At 73.8% G+C, this 21,460-nt stretch carries 21 protein-coding genes; 11 read left to right on the top strand and 10 right to left on the bottom strand.

All coding sequences use genetic code 11. From position 1 onward, the window contains the following. Nucleotides 1–30: 30 nt before the first annotated feature. The 5 genes from D9753_RS30560 (at nucleotide 31) to D9753_RS30540 (ending at nucleotide 5,644) form a co-directional block, all read left to right on the top strand. Nucleotides 31–1,722, top strand: coding sequence for a DUF885 domain-containing protein (locus D9753_RS30560; protein ID WP_121789934.1), 1,692 nt, complete (start codon nucleotides 31–33; stop codon nucleotides 1,720–1,722). A gap of 186 nt (nucleotides 1,723–1,908) precedes the next feature. Then, a complete protein-coding gene (locus D9753_RS30555) occupies nucleotides 1,909–2,586 on the top strand; it encodes a hypothetical protein (protein WP_121789933.1) in 678 nt (225 codons plus the stop codon). A gap of 159 nt (nucleotides 2,587–2,745) precedes the next feature. After that, the gene (locus D9753_RS30550; protein WP_121789932.1) at nucleotides 2,746–2,994 is read left to right on the top strand and encodes a ferredoxin; all 249 of its coding nucleotides are present in this window, start codon (nucleotides 2,746–2,748) and stop codon (nucleotides 2,992–2,994) included. After that, nucleotides 2,984–4,375, top strand: a complete 1,392-nt coding sequence (locus D9753_RS30545) for an NAD(P)/FAD-dependent oxidoreductase (protein ID WP_121789931.1) — start codon at nucleotides 2,984–2,986, stop codon at nucleotides 4,373–4,375. Before D9753_RS30550 ends, D9753_RS30545 begins: the two co-directional genes overlap by 11 nt. Before the next feature lie 33 nt (nucleotides 4,376–4,408). Further along, complete coding sequence (locus tag D9753_RS30540) at nucleotides 4,409–5,644, top strand: cytochrome P450 (protein WP_121789930.1); 1,236 nt, start codon at nucleotides 4,409–4,411, stop codon at nucleotides 5,642–5,644. A gap of 16 nt (nucleotides 5,645–5,660) precedes the next feature. Here D9753_RS30540 and D9753_RS30535 read toward each other — a convergent pair whose 3' ends face one another. Beyond that, nucleotides 5,661–6,137, bottom strand: a complete 477-nt coding sequence (locus D9753_RS30535; RefSeq protein ID WP_121789929.1) for a rhodanese-like domain-containing protein — start codon at nucleotides 6,135–6,137, stop codon at nucleotides 5,661–5,663. 94 nt (nucleotides 6,138–6,231) lie between these two features. On the opposite strand from D9753_RS30535, the gene D9753_RS30530 reads away from it, so the two are divergent. Then, nucleotides 6,232–6,678 (top strand): Lrp/AsnC family transcriptional regulator, encoded by a 447-nt coding sequence (locus D9753_RS30530; protein ID WP_121789928.1) that lies wholly within the window; start codon nucleotides 6,232–6,234, stop codon nucleotides 6,676–6,678. Here D9753_RS30530 and D9753_RS30525 read toward each other — a convergent pair. The 5 genes from D9753_RS30525 to D9753_RS30505 all read right to left on the bottom strand — a co-directional run bounded on the left by D9753_RS30525 (nucleotide 6,675) and on the right by D9753_RS30505 (nucleotide 12,898). Continuing rightward, nucleotides 6,675–9,668, bottom strand: a complete 2,994-nt coding sequence (locus tag D9753_RS30525) for an AAA family ATPase (protein WP_121789927.1) — start codon at nucleotides 9,666–9,668, stop codon at nucleotides 6,675–6,677. The genes D9753_RS30530 and D9753_RS30525 overlap by 4 nt on opposite strands. Then, nucleotides 9,665–10,828: an exonuclease SbcCD subunit D gene (locus tag D9753_RS30520; protein ID WP_121789926.1), complete on the bottom strand. Its 1,164-nt coding sequence runs from the start codon at nucleotides 10,826–10,828 to the stop codon at nucleotides 9,665–9,667. The genes D9753_RS30525 and D9753_RS30520 overlap by 4 nt, the downstream gene beginning before the upstream one ends. A 107-nt stretch (nucleotides 10,829–10,935) precedes the next feature. Further along, complete coding sequence (locus D9753_RS30515; protein ID WP_121789925.1) at nucleotides 10,936–11,562, bottom strand: YigZ family protein; 627 nt, start codon at nucleotides 11,560–11,562, stop codon at nucleotides 10,936–10,938. Between the two features lie 23 nt (nucleotides 11,563–11,585). Next, a complete protein-coding gene (locus D9753_RS30510) occupies nucleotides 11,586–12,161 on the bottom strand; it encodes a SixA phosphatase family protein (protein ID WP_121789924.1) in 576 nt (191 codons plus the stop codon). Then, the gene (locus D9753_RS30505) at nucleotides 12,158–12,898 is read right to left on the bottom strand and encodes a hypothetical protein (RefSeq protein ID WP_121791369.1); all 741 of its coding nucleotides are present in this window, start codon (nucleotides 12,896–12,898) and stop codon (nucleotides 12,158–12,160) included. Before D9753_RS30505 ends, D9753_RS30510 begins: the two co-directional genes overlap by 4 nt. Nucleotides 12,899–13,040: 142 nt before the next feature. Between D9753_RS30505 and D9753_RS30500 the strand changes: the two genes are divergently transcribed. The 3 genes from D9753_RS30500 (at nucleotide 13,041) to D9753_RS30490 (ending at nucleotide 16,589) form a co-directional block, all read left to right on the top strand. Beyond that, nucleotides 13,041–13,448 (top strand): CoA-binding protein, encoded by a 408-nt coding sequence (locus tag D9753_RS30500; RefSeq protein ID WP_121789923.1) that lies wholly within the window; start codon nucleotides 13,041–13,043, stop codon nucleotides 13,446–13,448. A gap of 215 nt (nucleotides 13,449–13,663) precedes the next feature. Beyond that, nucleotides 13,664–15,301 (top strand): APC family permease, encoded by a 1,638-nt coding sequence (locus tag D9753_RS30495; RefSeq protein ID WP_121789922.1) that lies wholly within the window; start codon nucleotides 13,664–13,666, stop codon nucleotides 15,299–15,301. 67 nt (nucleotides 15,302–15,368) lie between these two features. Further along, nucleotides 15,369–16,589: a 4-hydroxybenzoate 3-monooxygenase gene (locus D9753_RS30490; protein WP_121789921.1), complete on the top strand. Its 1,221-nt coding sequence runs from the start codon at nucleotides 15,369–15,371 to the stop codon at nucleotides 16,587–16,589. A 25-nt stretch (nucleotides 16,590–16,614) separates the two neighbouring features. On the opposite strand, the gene D9753_RS30485 is transcribed toward D9753_RS30490, so the two are convergent. The 3 genes from D9753_RS30485 to D9753_RS30475 all read right to left on the bottom strand — a co-directional run bounded on the left by D9753_RS30485 (nucleotide 16,615) and on the right by D9753_RS30475 (nucleotide 18,703). Further along, nucleotides 16,615–17,172 (bottom strand): YbaK/EbsC family protein, encoded by a 558-nt coding sequence (locus tag D9753_RS30485; RefSeq protein ID WP_121789920.1) that lies wholly within the window; start codon nucleotides 17,170–17,172, stop codon nucleotides 16,615–16,617. Nucleotides 17,173–17,234: 62 nt separating this feature from the next. Continuing rightward, on the bottom strand, nucleotides 17,235–17,807 hold the full coding sequence (locus tag D9753_RS30480) for a helix-turn-helix domain-containing protein (protein WP_121789919.1): 573 nt from the start codon (nucleotides 17,805–17,807) through the stop codon (nucleotides 17,235–17,237). Nucleotides 17,808–17,938: 131 nt separating this feature from the next. Then, nucleotides 17,939–18,703, bottom strand: coding sequence for an acyltransferase (locus D9753_RS30475; protein WP_121789918.1), 765 nt, complete (start codon nucleotides 18,701–18,703; stop codon nucleotides 17,939–17,941). Between the two features lie 109 nt (nucleotides 18,704–18,812). On the opposite strand from D9753_RS30475, the gene D9753_RS30470 reads away from it, so the two are divergent. Then, complete coding sequence (locus D9753_RS30470) at nucleotides 18,813–19,340, top strand: gamma carbonic anhydrase family protein (RefSeq protein ID WP_121789917.1); 528 nt, start codon at nucleotides 18,813–18,815, stop codon at nucleotides 19,338–19,340. 56 nt (nucleotides 19,341–19,396) lie between these two features. Here D9753_RS30470 and D9753_RS30465 read toward each other — a convergent pair whose 3' ends face one another. After that, nucleotides 19,397–20,041: a DedA family protein gene (locus D9753_RS30465; protein ID WP_121789916.1), complete on the bottom strand. Its 645-nt coding sequence runs from the start codon at nucleotides 20,039–20,041 to the stop codon at nucleotides 19,397–19,399. 252 nt (nucleotides 20,042–20,293) lie between these two features. Here D9753_RS30465 and D9753_RS30460 point away from each other — a divergent pair, with 252 nt between their 5' ends. After that, the gene (locus D9753_RS30460; RefSeq protein WP_240468322.1) at nucleotides 20,294–21,322 is read left to right on the top strand and encodes a lysylphosphatidylglycerol synthase transmembrane domain-containing protein; all 1,029 of its coding nucleotides are present in this window, start codon (nucleotides 20,294–20,296) and stop codon (nucleotides 21,320–21,322) included. Nucleotides 21,323–21,460 lie beyond the last annotated feature (138 nt).

Below are 21,460 nucleotides of genomic sequence, written 5' to 3'. Positions count from 1 at the left end.
GGGGATCATCCTCGTACGAGGATGGACCGCATGTCTGAGACCAAGAGCCTGCTGCCCCGTCAGGTCGCCGACGCGTACGTGGACGACCTCATCGCCCTCGACCCGGTCACCGGTACGTATCTCGGCGTGCCCGAGAGTTCGCGGCGGCTGCCCGACTACTCACCCGCCGGTCAGCAAGCCCTGGCGGCGCTGATCCGCACCACGCTCGCCCGGCTGGACGAGGCGGAGCGGCAGCCCGGCGCGGACAGTGACGCGGAGCGGCGCTGCGGGCGGCTGCTGCGGGAGCGGCTGACCGCCGAACTCGCCGTGCTGGAGGCGGACGAGCAACTGCGCGCGGTAGGCAACATGGGCACGGCCGGCCACTCGGTGCGGGACGTGTTCACCGTCATGCCGGTGACGACGGACGAGGACTGGTCGGCGATCGCCGAACGGCTGCGTGCCGTGCCGGAAGCACTCGCGGGCTACCGCGCGTCGCTGGAACTGGGTCTGGAGCGCCGGCTCTTCGGGGCGCCCCGGCCGACCGCGACCTACATCCAGCAGTTGACCGAGTGGGTGGACACCGACGGCTCGGGCCGCGGCTGGTACGAGGACTTCGCCGCCGCCGGTCCCGAGGCGCTGCGCGCGGAACTGGACGAGGCGGCGCGGGCGGCGACCGGCGCCCTGCGGGAGCTGCGGGACTGGATGCGGGACGTGTACGCGCCGGCGGTCGCGGACGCCCCGAACGTGGTCGGCCGGGAGCGGTACGCGCGCTGGGCCCGCTACTACAACGGCACCGACCTGGACCTGGACGAGGCGTACGCGTACGGCTGGGCCGAGTTCCACCGGCTCCTCGCCGAGATGCGGAAGGAAGCCGAGAAGATCCTGCCCGGCGCCGAGACGCCGTGGGTGGCCCTCGCCCACCTCGACGAGCACGGCCGGCACATCGACGGCGTCGAGGAGGTCCGTGCCTGGCTACAGGGCCTGATGGACAAGGCCATCGAGGACCTGGACGGCACGCACTTCGACCTCGCCGAGCGGGTGCGGAAGGTGGAGTCGCGCATCGCCCCGCCCGGCGGCGCGGCGGCTCCCTACTACACGGGACCGTCGGAGGACTTCTCCCGGCCCGGCCGCACCTGGCTGCCCACGATGGGCCAGACCCGGTTCCCGGTCTACGACCTGGTCTCGACCTGGTACCACGAGGGCGTGCCGGGGCACCATCTCCAGCTCGCGCAGTGGGCGCACGTCGCGGAGAACCTCTCCCGCTACCAGGCGACCGTCGGCGGGGTCAGCGCCAACCTCGAGGGCTGGGCGCTGTACGCGGAACGGCTGATGGACGAACTGGGCTACCTCACGGACCCGGAGGAGCGGCTCGGATACCTGGACGCGCAGATGATGCGGGCGATCCGGGTGATCATGGACATCGGCATGCACCTGGAGCTGGAGATCCCCGCGGACTCGCCCTTCCACCCCGGTGAGCGGTGGACGCCGGAGCTCGCGCAGGAGTTCTTCGGCGCGCACAGCAGCCGGCCGGCGGACTTCATCGAGAGCGAGCTGACCCGGTACCTGACGATCCCGGGCCAGGCGATCGGCTACAAGCTGGGCGAGCGGGCGTGGCTGCTGGGCCGGGAGAAGGCGCGCGAGCGGCACGGCGACGCGTTCGACCCGAAGGCGTGGCACATGGCGGCGCTGTCACAGGGTTCGCTGGGCCTTGACGACCTGGTGGACGAGCTGTCCCGGCTCTGACGCCCGGGAGGGCCGAGAGCCGGGTCCGCGTCCGGCCCGCGTCCGGAACGCGAACCCGGCCCGGCCCAGCCCGGCCCAGCTCGGCTCACCTCCGCCCGGCTCGGCCGTACGGACGTCCTGCGGTGGCGCGGGCGGGTTGGACGCGGCTAGCTGATGCCGGGGGCCGATGCGGAAGGCGGGCCGGGCATGCGCGAGAAAGGGCCGGGGCAGCGGGCGCTGGAGACACCGCGGGCGGCGGCGCTGGCCGGAGTCGCCTTCGCGCTGCTTCTGGCGGCGGCGATCGTCCTGGTCCGGCTCAGCATCCCCGGTGGGGCCGACGCGGTCGCCGCGCCGGGGTTCACCGACCCCGGGCGGCGCGACGCGCTGCGCACGGCCCTGGCGCTGGTGCCGTTCGCCGGCATCTTCTTCCTGTGGTTCATCGGCGCGGTGCGCGCGCACGTCGGCGACGCCGAGGACAGGTTCCTCGCCACCGTCTTCCTCGGCAGTGGACTGGTCTTCACCGCCATGATGTTCGGCGCCGCCGCGGCGGCGGGGGCGGTGCTCGCGGTCGCCCACCCCTCCGGCACGGCGCCGGCGCCGGCCACCTGGGACTTCGGCCGCCACTTCGCGTACACGCTGATGACGGGGTACGCCATGCGGATGGCGGCCGTCTTCGTGTCCTCCCTGTCGGTGATCGGCCACCGCCTCGGCGTCCTGCCGCGCTGGCTCACGGTCCTGGGCGTCCTCACCGCGCTGGCGCTGCTCTCCCTGTCGTCGAACGTGCCCTGGGCGGAACTCGTCTTTCCCGCGTGGTCACTGCTGATCAGCGTGTACATCCTCGTGGCCGGCCGCCGTGACCGGCCCCGGCCCGCGGCGGCCCGGTGACCTCCGCCCCCGGGCGACACTCACTCGATCGGCGTGCCCGGCGCGCGGGTACCCCGGCCCCGCTCCCATGCTGGCTCGGGGGACGACCGCCGTCCGGAGCCGTCCGCGCGAGCCGCGTGGTGCGCACCGGACCTGGCCACCGGGAAGGGCGGAGCGTCGATGAGGCTCGTCGTCGATCTCAACAAGTGTCAGGGGTACGCGCAGTGCGCGTTCCTCGCGCCCGACGTCTTCGCCATGCACGGCGAGGAGTCGCTGATCTACAACCCGCGCGCGGACGAGGAGCAGCGGGAACGACTGGCGCGTGCCGTCGCCGCGTGCCCGGTGCAGGCGATCACGGCGGACGGCCTGGACGGCTCCGTGGGTGAGCCGGTGACCGGTTCCGCCGGGGAGGCCTCCGATGCCCGCTGACCATGTGGAACGGCTCAGGCGCGAGGGCCGGATCGTGATCGTGGGCGCCTCGCTGGCCGGCCTGCGGGCCGCCGAGACGCTGCGCGCCGAGGGCTTCGCCGGGGAGCTGACCCTGATCGGGGACGAGCCGTACGAGCCGTACGACCGGCCGCCGCTGTCCAAGTCGGTGCTGCTGGGCAAGGCGTCCCCGCTCCACACCGAGCTGCCGCACCGCTGGGAGGTCGACGCCAAGTGGCGCCTGGGCGTGGCGGCGGCCGGACTGGATCTGACGGCCGGGCGGGTCCGGCTGGCCGACGGCGACGAGGTGGAGTACGACCGGCTTCTCATCGCGACCGGCGTCCGCGCCCGGCCGTGGCCGAAGGAGGAGGAGGCCCGGCTGGACGGCGTCTGTCTGCTGCGTACGCGGGAGGACGCGGCCGACCTCTACCGGCGGCTGAGGGCGGGGCCGCGCCGGGTGTTCGTCATCGGTGCGGGGTTCGCCGGTTCGGAGGTCGCCTCGGCGTGCCGGGAGATGGGCATTGCCGTCACCGTGGCGGAGCGTGCGGGCGCGCCGCTGGTGGGCGCGCTCGGCGGGGTGATCGGTGCGGTCGCCGCCGGCCTCCAGACCGAGAACGGCGTCGATCTGCGCACTCATGTCACGGTGACCTCGCTGGAGGGTGACCCGGTCGGCAGGGTGCGGGCCGTCCACCTGTCGGACGAGAGTGTCGTCGAGGCGGACGTGGTCGTGGTCTCGCTGGGGTCGCTGCGGAACACGGAGTGGCTGGCCGGGTCGGGGCTCGGTGCCGGGCCGCGGGGCATCGCCTGTGACGCGGGGTGCCGTGCCTTCGACTTCCGGGGCATCGTCACGGACGACGTCTTCGTGGCGGGTGACGTGGCGCGGTCCCCGCACGCGCTGTTCGGCTACCAGTTCCTCTCGCTGGAGCACTGGGGCAACGCCGTCGCCCAGGCGGAGACGGCCGCGCACAACATGATCTGCCACGGCGCCGAGCGGCGCCCGCACCTGTGGATGCCCGCCTTCTGGTCCTCGATGTTCGGAGTGAACATCAAGTCGGTCGGGGTGCCGCCCATGGGCGAGCAGCTCATGATCACGCAGGGTTCGCTGGCCGAGCGCCGGTTCGTCGGGGTCTACGGCCACCAGGGCCGCATGATCGCCGCCGTGAGCTTCGACAACACCCGGTGGCTGGAGTTCTACCAGCGGCAGATCGAGCGGGGCGCGCCGTTCCCGGTGGAGTTCCCGACGATGGACCGGCGTCCCGAGGGCCTGCGGCCGGTGGCGGCCGACTTCCCCGACCCGTCCCTTCCGACCCACGGCCCCACGGTGACCCTCAGCGGCTACTCACCGGCCGACCAGCAGCTTGTCTTCCACCCCGCCCGGCACTGACCGCCACCGGCCCCGACGCTCCAAGGACCTGTCATGACGCAAGCCTCGCTGGTGCGCCAGATCACCGACTTCGCCAACCGCGCCGACCCGTATCCGCTGTACGAGGAGCTGCGCAGGACGCCGGTCCTGCACGAGGAGGAGGGCGGCCCCTACGTCATCAGCTCGTACTACGACATCGAGGGCCTGCTCCACGATCCCCGGATCAGCTCCGACGCCGCCAACCTCGCCGCGGCGGGGGAGGACGACATCTCGCAGGCGGAGAACACCGGGCTGCCGCCGTCCTTCCTGCGGCTCGACCCGCCCGAGCACGACCGGCTCCGGCGCATCGCCAACAGCGCCTTCGGGCCGCCGCACCGGCCGCGCCGGGTGGAGAACATGCGGGGTGAGATGGCGGGCATCGTCACCGAGCTGATCGACGGTCTCGCGGACACCCGGCAGATCGACCTGGTCGACCAGTTCGCCTACCCCTTCCCGGTGACGGTGATCTGCCGGCTGCTCGGCGTGCCCCGGGACGACGAGCCGCGGTTCCGCTCCTGGGTCGATCCACTGGTCGCCACCCTCGACCCCGAGACGCGCAAGACGGCGGACGCCGAGTTCGTGAAGGCGGCCCAGGAAGCGCGGATGCAGCTCGGCATGTACCTGGCCGGTCTGGTCGAGGAGCGCACCAAGGAACCACGGGACGATCTGCTGTCCGACCTGGTGCACAGCCAGGGCCCGGACGGCTCCATGACGATGATGGAGGTGCTCAGCACCGCGGTGCTGCTGCTGATCGCCGGCCACGAGACGACGGTCAACCTGATCACGAACGGCATGCTCACGCTGCTGCGCCACCCGGACGTCCTCCAGCGGCTGCGCACGGAGCCGGGCCTGTCGGTGAGGATCGTGGAGGAACTGCTGCGGTACGAGCCGCCGGTGCAGATCGTGCCGCAGCGCACCTGCATCGCCGACATCGAGGTGCGCGGGGTGACCATCCCCAAGGGCTCACGGCTCTGGCTGGTCCTGGCCGCGGGCAACCGTGACCCCGAGCGTTTCAAGGAACCCGGGCGCTTCGACCCGGACCGCGAGGACATCCAGCACCTCGGTTTCGGCAGCGGCATCCATAGCTGTTTCGGTGCCCCGCTGGCCCGGCTGGAGACCCAGATCGCCCTGACCGAGCTGGCCCGGCGGCTGGAGAATCCCCGCCTGGCCGAGGATCCGCCGCCCTACCGGCAGAACGCCGTGCTGCGCGGCCCCCGGCATCTGAACATCACCTTCGACGCCTGGCGTTGACCCTCGACGGCGGGCGTCAGCAGCCGCACTCGCCCGCCACGGGTGCCGTCAGCGGGTCGGGGTCGCGGCGGGCCGGCCCCTGCCGGGTCTCGTAGGCGAGGCCCTCACGCGCCCAGTACTCGAAACCGCCGAGCATCTCCTTGACCCGGTAGCCGAGTTCCGCGAGGGCGAGGGCGGCCCGGGTGGCGCCGTTGCAGCCGGGGCCCCAGCAGTACGTCACCACCGGCACGGACCTGTCGAGGAGCTGTCCGGCCCGCTCGGGGACGAGCGCGGTCGGCAGGTGGACCGCGCCGGGGATGTGACCCTGGTCCCAGGACTCGGTGGAACGGGAGTCGACCACGACGAAACCGGGGTCGCCGCCGGCCGCGAGCGCCTCAGCCACGTCGGCGACGTCGGCGTGGTGGGCGAGGCTCGCCCGGAAGTGGGCGGCGGCCTCGGCGGGGGCGGCGGGCGGGACGCGCAGGACGGGGTTCTCGGAAGCGGTGTGGATCATGACGGGCAATCTACGGTCCGTGAGCCGCTGCCTGAAGGGACGATCCACGGGCCCGCCCTTGCCCGGCCGGGGCTTCCCCTGCTATCCATCCCTGATGACCGTGTATTCCCCGGACGCCACCGACTGGCGCATTCTCGAGGTCCTCCAGCGCGACGGACGGGCCAGCTACGCCGAGCTGGCGCGCGCCGTGTCGATGTCGCCGAGTGCCGTCACCGAACGGGTGCGGCGCCTGGAGGAGGCGGGCGTCATACAGGGCTACGCGGCGGTGGTCGACCCCGAGCGGCTGGGCCTGCCGATCCTGGCGTTCGTCCGGCTGCGCTACCCCAACGGCAACTACCGGCCGTTCCACGACCTGGTGGCCGCCACGCCCGAGATCCTGGAGGCGCACCACGTGACGGGCGACGACTGCTTCGTCATCAAGGTCGCCGCGCGCTCCATGTCCCACCTGGAGGAGGTCTCGGGCAGAATCGGCTCCCTGGGCTCGGTCACCACCAGCGTCGTCTACTCGTCCCCCCTCCCCCGACGCCCGCTGGGCCGTTAGTCCACTCCGTGCAGGCGCAGGGTGGAGCCCGATCTGCCCTTGACGACCTCCAGTTGGGCGTGGATGCGGCGGCGCAGGTCGGCGACGTGGCTGACGATGCCGACGCTGCGGTCGCGTTCGCGCAGCGAGTCGAGGACGTCCAGGACCTCGTCCAGGGTCTGGTCGTCCAGGCTGCCGAAGCCCTCGTCGATGAAGAGGGTGTCCAGGCGGACGCCGCCCGCCTCGTCGGTGACGACGTCGGCGAGGCCGAGGGCGAGGGCGAGGGAGGCGAAGAAGGTCTCGCCGCCGGACAGGGTCGCGGTGTCGCGGGCCCGCCCGGTCCAGGCGTCGACCACGTGCAGCCCGAGCCCGCTGCGCCCGCGTCCGGCGCGGTCGTCGGAGTGGACGAGGGTGTAGCGGCCGGACGACATCCGCTGGAGGCGGACGGTCGCGGCGGCGGCGACCTGCTCCAGCCGGGCCGCCAGGACGTACGACTCCAGGCGCATCCTGCGTTCGTTGTCGGCGGAGTTGCCGGCGGTGAGCGCGGCGAGCCGGGCCACCCGGCCGTACTCCTCGCGCAGCGGGGCGAGGCGGCGTACGGCCTCGGTGGCGCGCGCGGAGAGGCGGTCCAGCTCGGTGCAGCAGCGGGCGGCGGCGTCGCGGGCTGAGGCGGCCTCGCGCAGCCGCCGTTCGGCGCCGGCCGCCGTCCGCTCGGCGGTTACCGGGTCGGCGGGCGGCTCTTCGGCTGCCGCCGCGGCGCCGGGCTCGTCGAGGACCGCGCGGACGGCGGCCTCCTCCTGCTGCCAGGCGTCCAGGCGGTGTTGCAGCTCCCGGTGGGCGGCGGCGTCCAGCAGGGCCGCCGCCGCGCCCTGCGGGGTGTCGAAGCCGGCCCGGTAGGCGGCGTCGGCGAGGCGTGCGTCTGCGTCCTTCAGCCGCTGGGCGGTGTCCTCGGCGATGCGTACGGCGTCGGCGGCGCCGGTGAGCCGTGCCGCGAGCCGCTCAAGCTGCGCGGCGCGCGCGGCCACGCTGTCCGAGGTGCCGCGCGCCTGCGTCAACTCGGCTTCCAGGGAGGTCTGTTCACTTTCCAGGGTGTCTCGCCGGGTGAGCCGGGAGGCGGCCCGCAGGGCGGCCTGCTGGCGGTCGGCGAGGCGCTGCTCGCGTTCCTGTCCGGCGCGCCGCAGCTCCTCCTGGGCGGCGTGCAGGGCGGAGGCCGCGCGGCGGGTGCGGGCGTACTCCTCCTCCAGTTCACCGGCCTCGGCGGCGAGCCGGTCGGTGGGCGTCTCGCCGGCCTCGGCGGTGGCGGCGGCCAGCGCCTCGCGGACCTCGCCGAGGCGCCGCTCGTCCTCGGTGTGCTGCTCCTCGGCCCGCTGGTACGCGGCGAGGGCCCGGTCCTCGGTGTCCCGGTCGACGTGTCCGACGGCCTTGCGGGCGGGGGCGGGGTGCGCGGTGGCTCCGCAGACCGCGCAGGGCCGGCCGTCGGTGAGGTGCGCGGCGAGTTCGGCGGCGATGCCGTTCAGCCGCTGCTCCTTGAGGTCGAGCCAGTGGGTACGGGCGTCGAGGGCGCGCCGCGCCGAGGCCTCCGTGCGCTGCCGGGCCTGGGCCACGTCGGTGGTGAGCCGGTCGCGGGTGCGGGCCGCGTCGAGCCGCCGCTGCATCGGGGTGCGCTGGACGGCGAGCTGTTCGGCGCGGGTGGCGGCTTCCTGGGCGGCGTCGACGCGGGCCTGGAGTGCCGCGCGGGTGCCGTCCCAGTCGGCGAGCCAGGCGTCGGCCTCGCGCAGGACGTCCTCGTCGGCGCTCTCCTGCCGGTCGAGTCCGGCGCGCTCCTCGGTGAGTTCGACGAGCCGCCGTTCGGCGCGCCGGGCCGCGTCGAGGCCGCCGAGTTCCTCGGCGGTCCGGCGGGCGGCGGCGGCGAGCCCGCTCGCGTCGGCGCCCGCGTGCGCGCCGGTGAGCTGCCCGCGCGCTTGGGCCTCGGCCGCGGCGGCCCGTCGGTGGTCCGCCCCGGCGGCGTCGCGCAGCTCCAGCGCGGGCGCGACGGCCTCGGCCTTGCGGGCCCGTTCCATGCGTTCGCGTGCCTCCCGGCGGGCGCCGGCGCTCTCCTGGAGGCGTTCGGCACGCTGTCGGGCCTCGGCGAACCTGGTCTGGAGGCGCGCGCGTTCGCGTATGTCGTCCAGGGCGCGGCGGGCCGCGGCGTGGGCGGACTCGGCGGCGGCGAGACGGCAGTGGGCGACGGTGAGGCGTTCGCGGGCGGTGCTGCGGGCGGCGGCGGCGGCACCGAGGACGGCCTCGGCCAGGTCCGGGTCGCCGGGGGCCAGGCCGGGCAGGTCCATGGCGTCGCCGGCCGCCTGCTGCATGCGGTGGGCGTCGGCGAGGAGTGCCGCGTCGCCGTCGCGCACGCGCGCCTCGGTGGCCTTGCGGCGTTCGGCGAGGCGCTTCTCGACGTCGGCGAAGCGCCGGGTGTCGAAGAGGCGGCCGAGCAGCTTGCTGCGGGCCTCGGCGTCGGCGCGCAGGAAGCGGGCGAAGTCGCCCTGGGGCAGCAGGACGACCTGGCAGAACTGGTCGCGGCTCATCCCCAGCAGGTGGGTGATCTCCTCGCCCGTCTCCTGGTGGGAGCGGCTGCGGTCCTGCCAGACACCGGCCGTGCTGTCGTACTCGCGAAGCCAGGTCTGGGCCTTGTCGACGGTGGTGCCCTTGCCGCGCAGCTTGGGCCGCTCCCAGGGGGGCTGCCGGGTGATCTCCAGCCGGCGTCCGGCGACGGTCAGGTCGAGGCGGACCTCGGTGCGGGTGCCCGGCGGGGCGTGGTCGCTGCGCAGGTGCGCGCCCTGGCCGCTCTGCCGGGCACCGGGGACGGAGCCGTAGAGGGCGTAGCAGACGGCGTCCAGGACGGAGGTCTTGCCCGCACCGGTGGGTCCGTGGAGCAGGAAGAGGCCGGCGGCGGACAGGGCGTCGAAGTCTATGGTGCGGGCGCCGCCGAAGGGGCCGAAGGCGGTGATGTCGAGCCGGTGCAGCCTCATCGTGCGACCTCTCGTACGGCGTCGTCGGCGCGGACGGCGTCGAACGCGTCGCGCAGCACGGCCGTCTCGTGCTCGTCGGGTCCGGTGCCGCGGACGTGGGCGACGAAGTCCTGGGCGATCTGGTGGTCGCTGCGGCCGGCGAGGCGCCGGGCGTACGACACGTGGGGGTCGTCGGGGGCCCGCTCGGGGTCGAAGACGAGGCTGAGGGTGTGCGGGAAGCGTGCGGTGAGGCGGGCCATGGGGTCGGCCGGGCGGGCCGGGTCGGTGAGGGTGGCCTCGATCCAGGCTTCCTCGTGGCGGGTCAGCTCCGGGTCGGCGAGGAGCGCGTCCAGGGTGCCGCGGATGCGGGCGAGCGGGCGCGGCACCGGGCAGTCGACGCGATCGGCGGTGAGCGAGCCGTCCGCGTCCAGGTCGACCAGCCACATGCTCTTGCGGTGGCCGGCCTCGGAGAAGGAGTAGGCGAGCGGGGAGCCCGAGTAGCGCACGCGCTCGGTGATGGTCTGGCAGCCGTGCAGATGCCCGAGGGCCACGTAGTCGACGCCGTCGAAGACGCCGGCCGGTACGGCGGCCACCCCGCCGACGGTGATGTCCCGCTCGCTGTCGCTGGCCTGGCCGCCGGTGACGAAGGCGTGGGCGAGGACGACGGAGCGGGTGCCGGGCGAGCGGGTGGCGAGGTCGGCGCGGACGCGGTCCATGGCGGCGCCGAGCACGGCCTCGTGTCCGGCCTTGTCGACGGCGAACTCGTCCTTGACGAGGGCGGGTTCGAGATAGGGCAGGCCGTAGAACGCGACGTCGCCGTGGGTGTCGTGGAGCACGACGGGGGTGCCGGCGGCGGCCGGTTCGGTGCGCAGGTGGATGCCCGCGCGGCCGATCAGTCCGGCGCCGACGCCGAGGCGGCGGGCGGAGTCGTGGTTGCCGGAGATCATCACCGTGGGCACGCCGAGGTCCGCGAGGCGGTGCAGGGCGGTGTCGAACAGCTCCACGGCGGCGAGCGGGGGGACCGCCCGGTCGTACACGTCGCCCGACACGACCACCGCGTCCACGGCGTGCTCACGCACGGTGGTGACGAGGTGGCCGATGAACTCGGCCTGGGCCACGAGCAGGTTCGCCCGGTGGAGGGCCCGGCCGAGATGCCAGTCGGACGTGTGCAGCAATCTCATGGGCCCCGAGACTATCGGCCGGGTCCGACATCACGGGCGGTCACTCCTGTACCCACCCGTCATGACCCGCCCCCGCCAGGGGCGCTATGCCCGTTTCGCCGCATTGGTCAGGCATCTCCGTAGGCTTCACCGCCCAGTTCGAAGCCGGCCGTGCCCGCCGTCACATCGGCGAGCCACGCGCGGAAGGCGTCCACGTCGGCGTCCGGGAGGCCGATCTCGAGGGTGACTGCCTCGCCGTAGCGGACGTCCCGCACCTCGCGTCCGGTGGCCCGCAGGTCGTTCTGGACCTTGCCCGCGCGCTGGTGGTCGACGGTCACCGTGGCCAGCCGGAAGCGGCGCCGGGTGCGGGTGCCGAGCGTGTCCAGGGCCTCGCCGACGGCACCGCCGTACGCGCGGATGAGTCCGCCGGCACCGAGCTTGACCCCGCCGTAGTAGCGGGTGACGACGGCGACGACGTAGCGCATGTCACGGCGCAGCAGCATCTGGAGCATGGGGACGCCGGCGGTGCCGCCCGGTTCGCCGTCGTCGCTGGCCCGCTGCACGGAGGCATCCGCGCCGATGACGTACGCCCAGCAGTTGTGGGTGGCGGCCGCGTGCTCCCTGCGGACGGCCGCGACGAAGTCCTGCGCCTCCCGCTCGGTGGCGGCCGGGGCGAGCGCGCACAGGAAGCGGGAGCGGTTGATCTCGGTCTCGTGCACACCCGCGCGGGCGACGGTGCGGTACTCGTCCTGCATCCCGTCAGCCTATGCGCAGCACGTCACCGGCCCGCCCTCGCGTCAGCGCGGCCCCTCTCCCCCTTCGCGCCGCGCGCCACCGTGAACGAGGTCAGCAGGGCCGTGCCCGGGGCCAGCGCCGGCCAGCCGGTGCCGCGCCAGGCGAGGACGGCGATCGCGGCCGTCGGAAACTTCACCCGCACCCGGTCCAGGGTGTCGTCGAGGCCGTCCGCGGCGAGCGCCCGCACCAGGTCGGCCAGGCCCGGGTTGTGCCCGACCAGCAGCAGCGTCTCCACCTCCGGCGGCACCTCGTGCACGACCTCCAGCAGCTCCGGCACGCCGGCCGCGTACAGCCGCCCGTCCAGGCGCACCGGCGGCGGGGTGCCCCACTCGGCGGAGGCCAGCTCCCAGGTGCGGCGGGCGCGGACGGCGGTGGAGCACAGGGCGAGCCCGGGCAGGGAGCCGGAGTCGGCGAGGGCGCGTCCGGCGGCCGGGGCGTCCCGCAGCCCGCGCGGCGCGAGTGGCCTGCGGTGGTCCTCGACGCCCTCGGGCCAGGCGGACTTGGCGTGCCGCAGCACCACGAGCCGGCGCAGCGGGCCCGCGCCCGCCCGTTCGATCACGCCGGGTTCCCGAGGTCGCGCAGGAGATCGAGGGCGAGCAGCCGGTCGGCGTGGGCGTAGGTCTCGAAGCGGGCGCCGTCGGGCAGGTCCGGGGCGTGCTCCACGTCCCGCAGCACGGCGAGCGACCCGGGCAGGTCGAGGTCGTCGTCCCAGGCGGCCCGCAGCCGCGTCCGGATCTCCTCGGGCACCGGCCGGGAGGGCCGCCGGGCCCATCCGGCCACGGCCCGCCGCCAGTGGGCGAGCTGTCCGGCGGCCCGGTCCAGGGCGGTGGCGTCCAGCCGTGCGGTTTCGCGCCGGGGCACGGAGAGCAGCGCGAGCCGCAGGGCGGCGGGGTCGGCGAGGAGGACGGGCAGGGGCGGCTCGGGGCCGGTCCAGGCGACCGGTGCCACGGCCGCCACCGGTCCCTCGGCGCGGACGGTCGCGGCGTGGGGCCCGGTGACGTGGATCACTTGGGCCTCGCCCAGCCCGGAGGCGAGGTCCCGGTCGTCCTCGAAGGGGCGGATGGCGAGGTGGGTGGCGGCCGTGCGGAGCTCGGGCTGTTCCCGGGGGGCGGTGAGGATCGTCCAGACCGGGGTGCCGCCCAGCTCCAGGGCGCGGACGAGCAGGTCGGCGGTGAGCAGCACCCGCAGGGCCGTCGGGTCGAGGCCCGAGGCGTGGGCCTCGACGCGGGTCAGGCCGCGGCGGGCGGGCGCGGCGGCGACGGGCTCACCGGTTCGGACATCGAGGATGCGCAGCACGGGGCGAGCGTAGGCGGACGCGCGGCCGGATGCGGGCAGCTTGCGCCGATTCCGGTCATCGTGGCGGGGTACGGCGGGAATCCGCACCCGTGGGGACGCTGTTGCCCCCACGTTCTGTTCCCGCAGCCCGAGGAGGCGGCCGATGTACGGCGACGACGCGACGATCCGCAGGATCCTGACCGAGCTGGGCGACACCTGGGCCGTGGTCGGCCTGTCCGCGAACCGGAACCGGGCCGCGTACGGGGTGGCGCGGGTGCTCCAGCGGTTCGGCAAGCGGATCGTGCCGGTGCACCCCAAGGCGGAGACGGTGCACGGCGAGCGAGGGTACGCCTCCCTGGCGGACATCCCCTTCGACGTGGACGTGGTCGACGTCTTCGTCAACAGCGCGCTGGCCGGCGCGGTGGCCGACGAGGCCGTGGCGCGGGGCGCGAAGGCGGTGTGGTTCCAGTTGGGGGTCGTCGACGCTGACGCGTACGAGCGGACGGGGGCGGCGGGTGTCGAGATGGTCATGGACCGGTGCCCGGCGATCGAAATTCCACGCCTGAACTAGCCCGCCTCCTCTCCTGTCTCACTTTCTTCTCACAATTCGACAGTGAATATTGACATTCGGAGTTGATCTCTGACCTGTGTGAACGCTGTTCCCAAGACCGACAAGATCCTGGGTCAAGTTTTGGGAAACAGTCTTCTGTAGATGCGGAAAGTGTTTCTAGCCTGTGGCGTCCTTGCTTGTTTGTTTCGTGTTCATGAACTGAGAGGCCACCTGACATGGTGAAAGTCGACCATGCCGTGCCACAGGCCACGACGGAGTCCGGCGGCCTGCGCCGCGATGTCGGACTGATCGGTCTGATGTGGGCCTCCGTCGGCTCCATCATCGGCTCCGGCTGGCTGTACGGCGCCGAGAAGGCGGTCGTCGTGGCCGGCCCCGCGGCGATCATCTCGTGGGTGATCGGCGCGGTCGCGATCGTGCTGCTGGCGCTCGTGCACGCCGAACTCGGCGGCATGTTCCCGGTGGCGGGCGGCACGGCCCGCTACCCGCACTACGCGTTCGGCGGCCTGGCCGGCATGTCCTTCGGCTGGTTCTCCTGGCTCCAGGCGGCCACCGTGGCCCCGATCGAGGTCGAGGCCATGATCGGCTACGCCGGTCACTGGGAGTGGGCGCAGGGCCTCCAGCACGCCGACGGGACGCTGACGCCCGTCGGTCTCCTCACGGCCGTCCTGCTGATGGCGGTCTTCGTCGGGGTCAACTTCTTCGGCGTCCGGGCCCTGGCGCACACCAACAGCGCCGCCACGTGGTGGAAGATCGCCGTCCCGCTCGGGGCGATCTTCATCATCGCCGCGGGCAACTTCCACGCGAGCAACTTCACCTCGGAGGGCTTCGCGCCGTTCGGCGCCAAGGGCATGCTCGGCGCCATCAGCTCCAGCGGCATCATCTTCGCGCTGCTCGGTTTCGAGCAGGCGATCCAGTTGGCGGGCGAGAGCCGCAACCCCAAGCGTGACCTGCCCCGGGCGACCCTCGGCTCGGTCGCGATCGGCGCCGTGATCTACATCCTGCTCCAGGTCGTGTTCATCGCCGCACTGCCGCACGCCTCCTTCGCGCACGGCTGGGCCAAGCTGGACTTCCCCGGCATCAGCGGCCCCTGGGCGGGCCTGGCGACCGTCGTGGGCCTGGGCTGGCTGGGCTGGGTGCTCTACATCGACGCGATCATCTCCCCCGGTGGCACCGGCCTGATCTACACCACCGCCACCTCGCGCGTCTCCTACGGTCTGGCCAAGAACGGCTACGCGCCGAAGGCCTTCGCCAGGACCGACAAGCGCGGCGTGCCGTGGTTCGGTCTCCTGATGTCGTTCGTCACCGGTGTGATCTGCTTCCTGCCGTTCCCGAGCTGGCAGGAGCTGGTCGGGTTCATCACGTCGGCGAGCGTGCTGATGTACGCGGGCGCGCCGCTGGCCTACGGCGTCTTCGCCGACCGGCTGCCGCACCACGAGCGCCCCTACCGGCTGCCCGGCGGAAAGATCATCTCGCCGCTGTCGTTCGCGGTCGCCAACCTCATCATCTACTGGGCCGGCTGGGACACCCTGTGGCGGCTGGGCTTCGCGATCCTGCTGGGCTACGTGCTGCTGGGCTCCTACGCCTGGTACGCCACCAGCAAGCGCCTGCCCGACGCTCCCCGGCTGGACTTCAGGGCCGCGCAGTGGCTGCCCGGCTACCTGCTCGGCCTGGGCCTGATCTCCTGGCTGGGCGGCTTCGGCGGCCGGGGCGTCATCCCGCTGTGGTGGGACATCCTGGTCGTCGCCGCCTTCTCGCTGGGCGTCTACCACTGGGCCAGGGCCACCGCGTCCAGCCCCGAGGCGATCGAGCGCAGCATCGAGGAGGTCGTGGTCACGGACGCGCCCGCGCACTGAGCGTCCTCGCGCGTCCCCGTGCGGTGTCCCGTCGGCTTGTCTGACGGGACACCGTCATAATGCTCGGGTGACGTCTCCCTCCCCCCACTCCGACTCCCCTGCCGTGTCCCGCCGTCCGGTCGTCATCGTGGGCGCCGGCCCGGCCGGGCTGACCGTCGGGAACATCCTGCGGGCCGCCGGCGTCGACTGCCTGGTCCTGGAGGCCGGCACCCGCGCCTTCATCGAACAGCGGCCACGCGCCGGGGTCATCGAGGAATGGGCGGTACGGGGCCTCGAACAGCGCGGCCTGGGGGGCAACCTGACGGCGCGCGCCCAGCGGCACACCGAGTGCGAGTTCCGCTTCGACGGCCGCGGACACCGCTTCGACTACGGCGGACTGACGGGACGTCACCACTGGGTATACCCCCAGCCGTGGCTGGTCACTGATCTCGTGCACGAGTACGCCGACGTGCGCGGCGGCGCCATCCGCTTCGGCGTGCGCGACGTCCGCCTGCACGACCTGGACTCCGACCGGCCCTCGGTCTCGTACACCGACCCGGACAGCGGCGAACGACAACTGGTGCGCTGCGACTTCGTGGCGGGCTGCGACGGCGCCCGCGGGGCGAGCCGGGCGGCGCTGCCCGAGCGCGCGCGGATCTCGCGGCACGACTACGGCATCGGCTGGCTGGCGCTGCTCGCCGAGGCCCCGCCGTCCTCCGACTGTGTGCTCTTCGGCATGCACCCCGACGGGTTCGCCGGGCACATGGCCCGCGGCCCGGGGCTGACCCGGTACTACCTCCAGTGCCCGCCGGGCGACGACCCGGACGACTGGCCGGACGAGCGGGTCTGGGACGAACTCCAGCGACGCCTGCACGCCGCGGACCGCCCGCCGCTGACGCGGGGGCCGCTGCTGGAGAAGCGCGTGCTGGACATGCACAACTACGTGGTGGAGCCCATGGTGTACGGCCGGCTCCTCCTGGCCGGTGATGCCGCGCACCTCGTCGCGCCGATCGCCGCGAAGGGCATGAACCTGGCCCTCAACGACGCGTTCCTGCTCGGCGACGGCCTCGTCGCCCACCTGACCGAGGGCGACGACACGGGCCTGGACGGCTACGCGGAGGCCTGTCTGCGCCGGGTGTGGGACTACCAGGAGTTCTCGCAGTGGCTGTCCGAGATCTACCACGGCCTGTCCCACGGCGACCCCTTCCGGGCCGGCACCGCCCGGGCCCGCCTGCGCCGGCTGTTCACCTCACCGGCAGCGGCGGCGGCCTTCGCCGAGCAGTACCTCGGCACGGCGGGCGCGTACTGAGCGACGACGGGCCGCCGCTCACCGGTCAGGCGACGCCCAGGCCCTCCCGTACGACCGCGCCCGGCAGTTCGGCCAGGGCCTTGCCCGGCACCAGCAGTTTGCCGCGCCGCCGGCCACTGCCGAGCAGGACGTAGGGCAGGTCGACGACGGCCGCGTCCACCAGCACGGGCCAGCCGGTGGGCAGTCCGACCGGGGTGATGCCGCCGTACTCCATGCCGGTCTCGCCGGTCGCGGTCTCCATGGGGGCGAACGATGCCTTCCGCGCGCCCAGTTGACGGCGTACGGCGCCGTTGACGTCGACCCGGGTGGTGGAGAGCACCACGCAGGCGGCCAGCGTGGTCATGCCGGCCCGCTTGCCCGCGACGACGACGCAGTTCGCCGAACACTCCAGCAGGTCACGGCCGTAGTGCTCCACGAAGACGGCCGTGTCGGCCCACCGCGGGTCGGTGTCGACGTAGAGGATCCGGTCGGCCGGGACGGCGCCCTGCCAGTCGCGTACGGCATCGGCGACGGGCGCGGTCAGCTCGTCCAGGCAGTCCCGGGCGGGGGTGGCGGTGTCGAAGTCTCCGATGGGTGGGCGCATGGCCGCACGCTAGCAAGACCCGCCCGCGCGCCGTACCGGCGTCTCAGCGGACGGGCGGCGTCTCAGGGCACGGGCGGCACGGACACCGCCATCACCATTTCCATCGGCAGGTCGCCCCGGTTGGCGTACCGGTGCGGGACGGCGGCCTCGAAGGAGGCGCTCGCGCCCGCCGGAACGCGGTACTCCGTCCCGTCCACGACAAGCGTCAGCTCGCCCGCGATGACGTGCACCAGCTCGACGGTGCCGCCGGGGTGCGGCTCGGAGGGGCTGCTCTCGCCGGGCATCAGCCGCCAGTCCCACATCTCCAGCGGTCCCGGCGCCTCCGTGCCGGCGAGCAGCCGGTTGTAACTGCCGGCTTCCGTGTGCCACAGCCGTACGGCCCGTTCGGCGGGGACGATCCGGACCGTGGGGCCCTGTTCGTAGTCGAGGAGCGTGGTGACGCTGACACCGAGCGCGTCGCCGATCTTGACGACCGTGCCGATGCTGGGGTTGGTGCGGGCCTGCTCGATCTGGATGAGCATGCCGCGGCTGACACCGGCCCGGGCGGCGAGCACGTCCAGCGTGAAGCCGCGCACGGCACGCCAGTGCCTGACGTTGCGCGCCAGTGACTGGGTCAGGAGTTCGAGGTCCGACACGTGGTGTCCAATATCCGGGAAGTCCGAGGTGACGCATAGCGCGGTGCCGACACCGCACTACGGTGCGGTGCACCCGAGCGTTCACCGCACTGTACTGCGAGGCCGGCCGTGCCGGTGGCCGGCCGGTCGCGTCAGGCCTCCGGTTCGAGTGCGGCGAGCCGGGCGACCACGTCCTCGTCCAGCTCCCCCAGCGCCCGCAACTGCTCCGGCGTCGTCCCGTCCGGGATCGGCACCGGGGCCGGGGTCCGCAGGGGCGGCTGCCAGCCGTCGCCGGGCGTCCAGCGCCGTACGACCCGGGCGGGCGCCCCCGCCACCACCGCGTGGTCGGGCACCGTGCCCCGGACCACCGCGCCGGCCGCCACGACCACGTTCCGGCCGATCCGGGCGCCCGGCAGGATCACCGCGCCGGTGCCGATCCAGCAGCCCGGCCCGATCTCGACGGGCTCCATCCGCGGCCACTGCCGGCCGATGGGCTGGTGCGGGTCGTCGTAGGAGTGGTTGGTGGAGGTGACGTAGACGTACGGGCCGAAGTAGCAGTCGCTGCCGATGCTGACCGTGGTGTCCGCGATGACATGGCTGCCGCGGCCGAGGACCACGCCGTCGCCGATGCGCAGAATGGGGTCCGGGCCGAGGTCCAGGTCCGGCATCAGACCGGCCGTGAGCGTGACCTGTTCGGCGATGATGCAGTGGGAGCCGAGCCGGATCCAGGGCTCACCGAAGACCGTGCCGAGCGGGAAGGCCAGCCGGGTGGCTTCGCCGATCGAGCCGAAACGGTAGCCGCCGGGGTGCTCGGCCGTCACCGAACCCGCGCTGCGCACCCACGACCAGCCCGCGTGCACGGCGCGCTGCGCCAGCCGGCGCCGCCAGGATGAGAACGTGTTCTTGCGCTTCGACACGGGCTCACGGTACTCACCGGTCGCCCGGGGGCAGCGTGCGGGCCGCTGTGATCTTCGCCCCACCCGGTGTCGTACCGTGCGGTGCACTGCCGACACGAGGAGACGGGTGATGACGCACAAGGCGCTGATCGTGGGTATCGGGGGCAAGGAACCCCGGGTGGATCCAGGGGCGTTCGTGGCGCCCACGGCCTCCGTCATCGGGGATGTGACGCTGCACGCGGGGGCGAGCGTCTGGTACGGGGCGGTCCTGCGGGGGGACGTCGAGAGCATCTCCGTGGGCGCGCGGGCGAACGTGCAGGACAACGTCACGCTGCACGCCGACCCCGGCTTCCCGGTCACCGTCGGGGAACGGGTGTCGATCGGGCACAACGCGGTGGTGCACGGGGCGACCGTGGAGGACGACTGCCTGATCGGGATGGGCGCGACCGTGCTCAACGGGGCGGTGATCGGGGCCGGGTCGCTGGTCGCCGCGCAGGCGCTGGTGCCGCAGGGGATGGTGGTGCCGGCCGGGTCGCTGGTGGCGGGGGTGCCGGCGAAGGTGAAGCGGGAGCTGACCGCGGAGGAGCGGGAAGGGGTCACCCTCAACGGCACCCTGTACGCGGAACTGGGCAAGGCCCACCAGGACGTGCACCGGTAGGACCGGGTGCGGTCCTTGTGCGGGGGCGGGTTCCGGGGGCGGGTGCGCGGGAGCGCTCACTCCCCGGCGGTCACGGGTTCCGGCTCCGGCTCGGCGTGCTGCGCCTTCTTCGCCTTGCGCTTCAGCACCAGCACCGACACCAGACCGATCAGCAGGGCCACCACCAGGCCCAGGTAGGAGAACCGCTTCAGCCAGTCCTCGGCGACGAGGCCGACGTAGTAGATGACGGCCGTGGTGCCGCCGGCCCAGCAGATGCCGCCGAGGACGTTGGCGATCAGGAACTTCCAGTACGGCATGTGCAGGACGCCGGCGAGCGGGCCGGCGAAGATGCGCAGAAGGGCGACGAAGCGGCCGAAGAAGACCGCCCACATGCCCCACTTCTGGAAGGACCGCTCGGCGGTGGCCACATGGCCCGCGCCGAAGTGCCTCGGGAACCTGGCGCCGAGCCAGGCCAGCAGCGGGCGCCCGCCCCTGCGGCCGATCGCGTAGCCGATGGAGTCGCCGATCACGGCACCGGCGGTCGCGCACACACCGAGGACGACCGGGTTGACACCCGAGTGCTGGGAGGACATCAGGGCCGCGGAGACCAGGATGATCTCGCCGGGCAGCGGTATGCCCAGGCTCTCCAGACCGATCACCAGGGCCACCACGGCGTAGACGGCGGCCGCCGGCACCGAGTCGAGCCATTCCTGGACGTGCACCGCCGGTACCTCCCCTGTCGCTGTCCTTGCCCTCCGGGTCGCCGCATGCACAGCAGGCCCCGAGGGAAGGCTACCTGGTCGGCGGTGAACGGCTGCCTGATCGCGCCGCCCGGCCGCACGGCCCCCGTCCCCGCCCCTTACGTTTCCGGACACCGCGATGTCCCACGGCGGGGGAAGACTTCCCGCGGTCCCGCCCGGCCCTCCTCCCCCGGGTCCCCGCCGCGGGGCCCACTGCGGAAGGACGACGTCCCCGTGTCCTCACCGGCTCCTCCCACCCCGCTGTCCGCCGCCCGCCCACCCCGCGCGCAGCCCCCGTGCCCCGCGGCCACGGCCCGCCCGGCCTCGCGCACACCGCCCCGGCCACTGCGGCTCGCGCTGTCCCTGGCTCCCCTGCTCCTCGCCGCCGGCTGGGCCACGGCCCACCGGTCCGTGCTGTACGAGGGAGCCCGGCGGCTGGTCGCGGCCGACCCCCGCTGGCTGCTGGCCGGCGCCGGCCTCACCTGTCTGAGCTGGGTGGCCGCGTCCTGCGTACGACAGGGCGCACTGCCCGAGCGGCTGCCGCCGGGGCCGCTGCTGGCCTCCCAGTTCGCCGCCGGCGCCGCCAACCACGCCCTTCCCTGCGGGCTCGGCGCCCACGCCGTCACCCTGCGCTTCCTGCGCGGCCGGGGCGTCCCGCTGGAGCGGGCGACCGCCTCGATCGGCCTGTACTCGCTGGTGAGGTCCACCGCGAAGACACTCGTACTGCTGGTCTTCCTGGCCGTATCACCGGCCTGGCGGCGCCTGGGTGCCCTGGCCCCGCCGGGACGGGTCCTGGTGCCGCTCGCCCTCGCGGCGGGCGGGGCGGTCGCACTGGCCGGGGTGCTGGTGACGGTCGTACGGCCGGTGCGGCGGCCGGTGGCCCTACTGCTGCGCTCCGCCCTGACCGACGTACGGGTCGTGCACGCGCGGCCGAGCCGGGTGCTCGCCCTGTGGGGCGGGGCGGTCGCGATGCCCCTGGTACAGGCGGGCACTCTGGCCTGTGTCGGGGCCTCGCTCGGGCTGGGACTGCCGTGGGAGCAGGTGGTGCTGGCCTGTCTGGCGGCGGGCACGGCCGTCGGGGCGGTACCCGCGCCGGGCGGGCTCGCGGTCGACGCGGCCCAGGTGTGGACACTGGTCGCCTTCGGCGCCCCGCCCGCGCCGGCCACGGCGACGGTCGTCGGCTACCGCCTGCTGACCGACTGGCTGCCGCTGCTGCCGGGCGCCCTGACGTTGTCGGCGCTGATCCGCGCCGGCGTGCTGTGAGGGACGGCGGCCGGGAACGACGGTCGTGATCGCGAGCGGCGACCGTGGCAGCGGTGCCGCCGGCCGGTAGGTGCGGCCGGGCGCGGGGGATTGCTGTGCGGCCCGGCACAGCAGACCCCGATGCGGCCCGGCGCAGGG

It is taken from the genome of Streptomyces dangxiongensis, from assembly GCF_003675325.1.
In the GTDB taxonomy this organism is placed as follows: Bacteria; Actinomycetota; Actinomycetes; order Streptomycetales; family Streptomycetaceae; genus Streptomyces; species Streptomyces dangxiongensis.
This window is presented reverse-complemented; position numbering and strand designations above follow the sequence as displayed.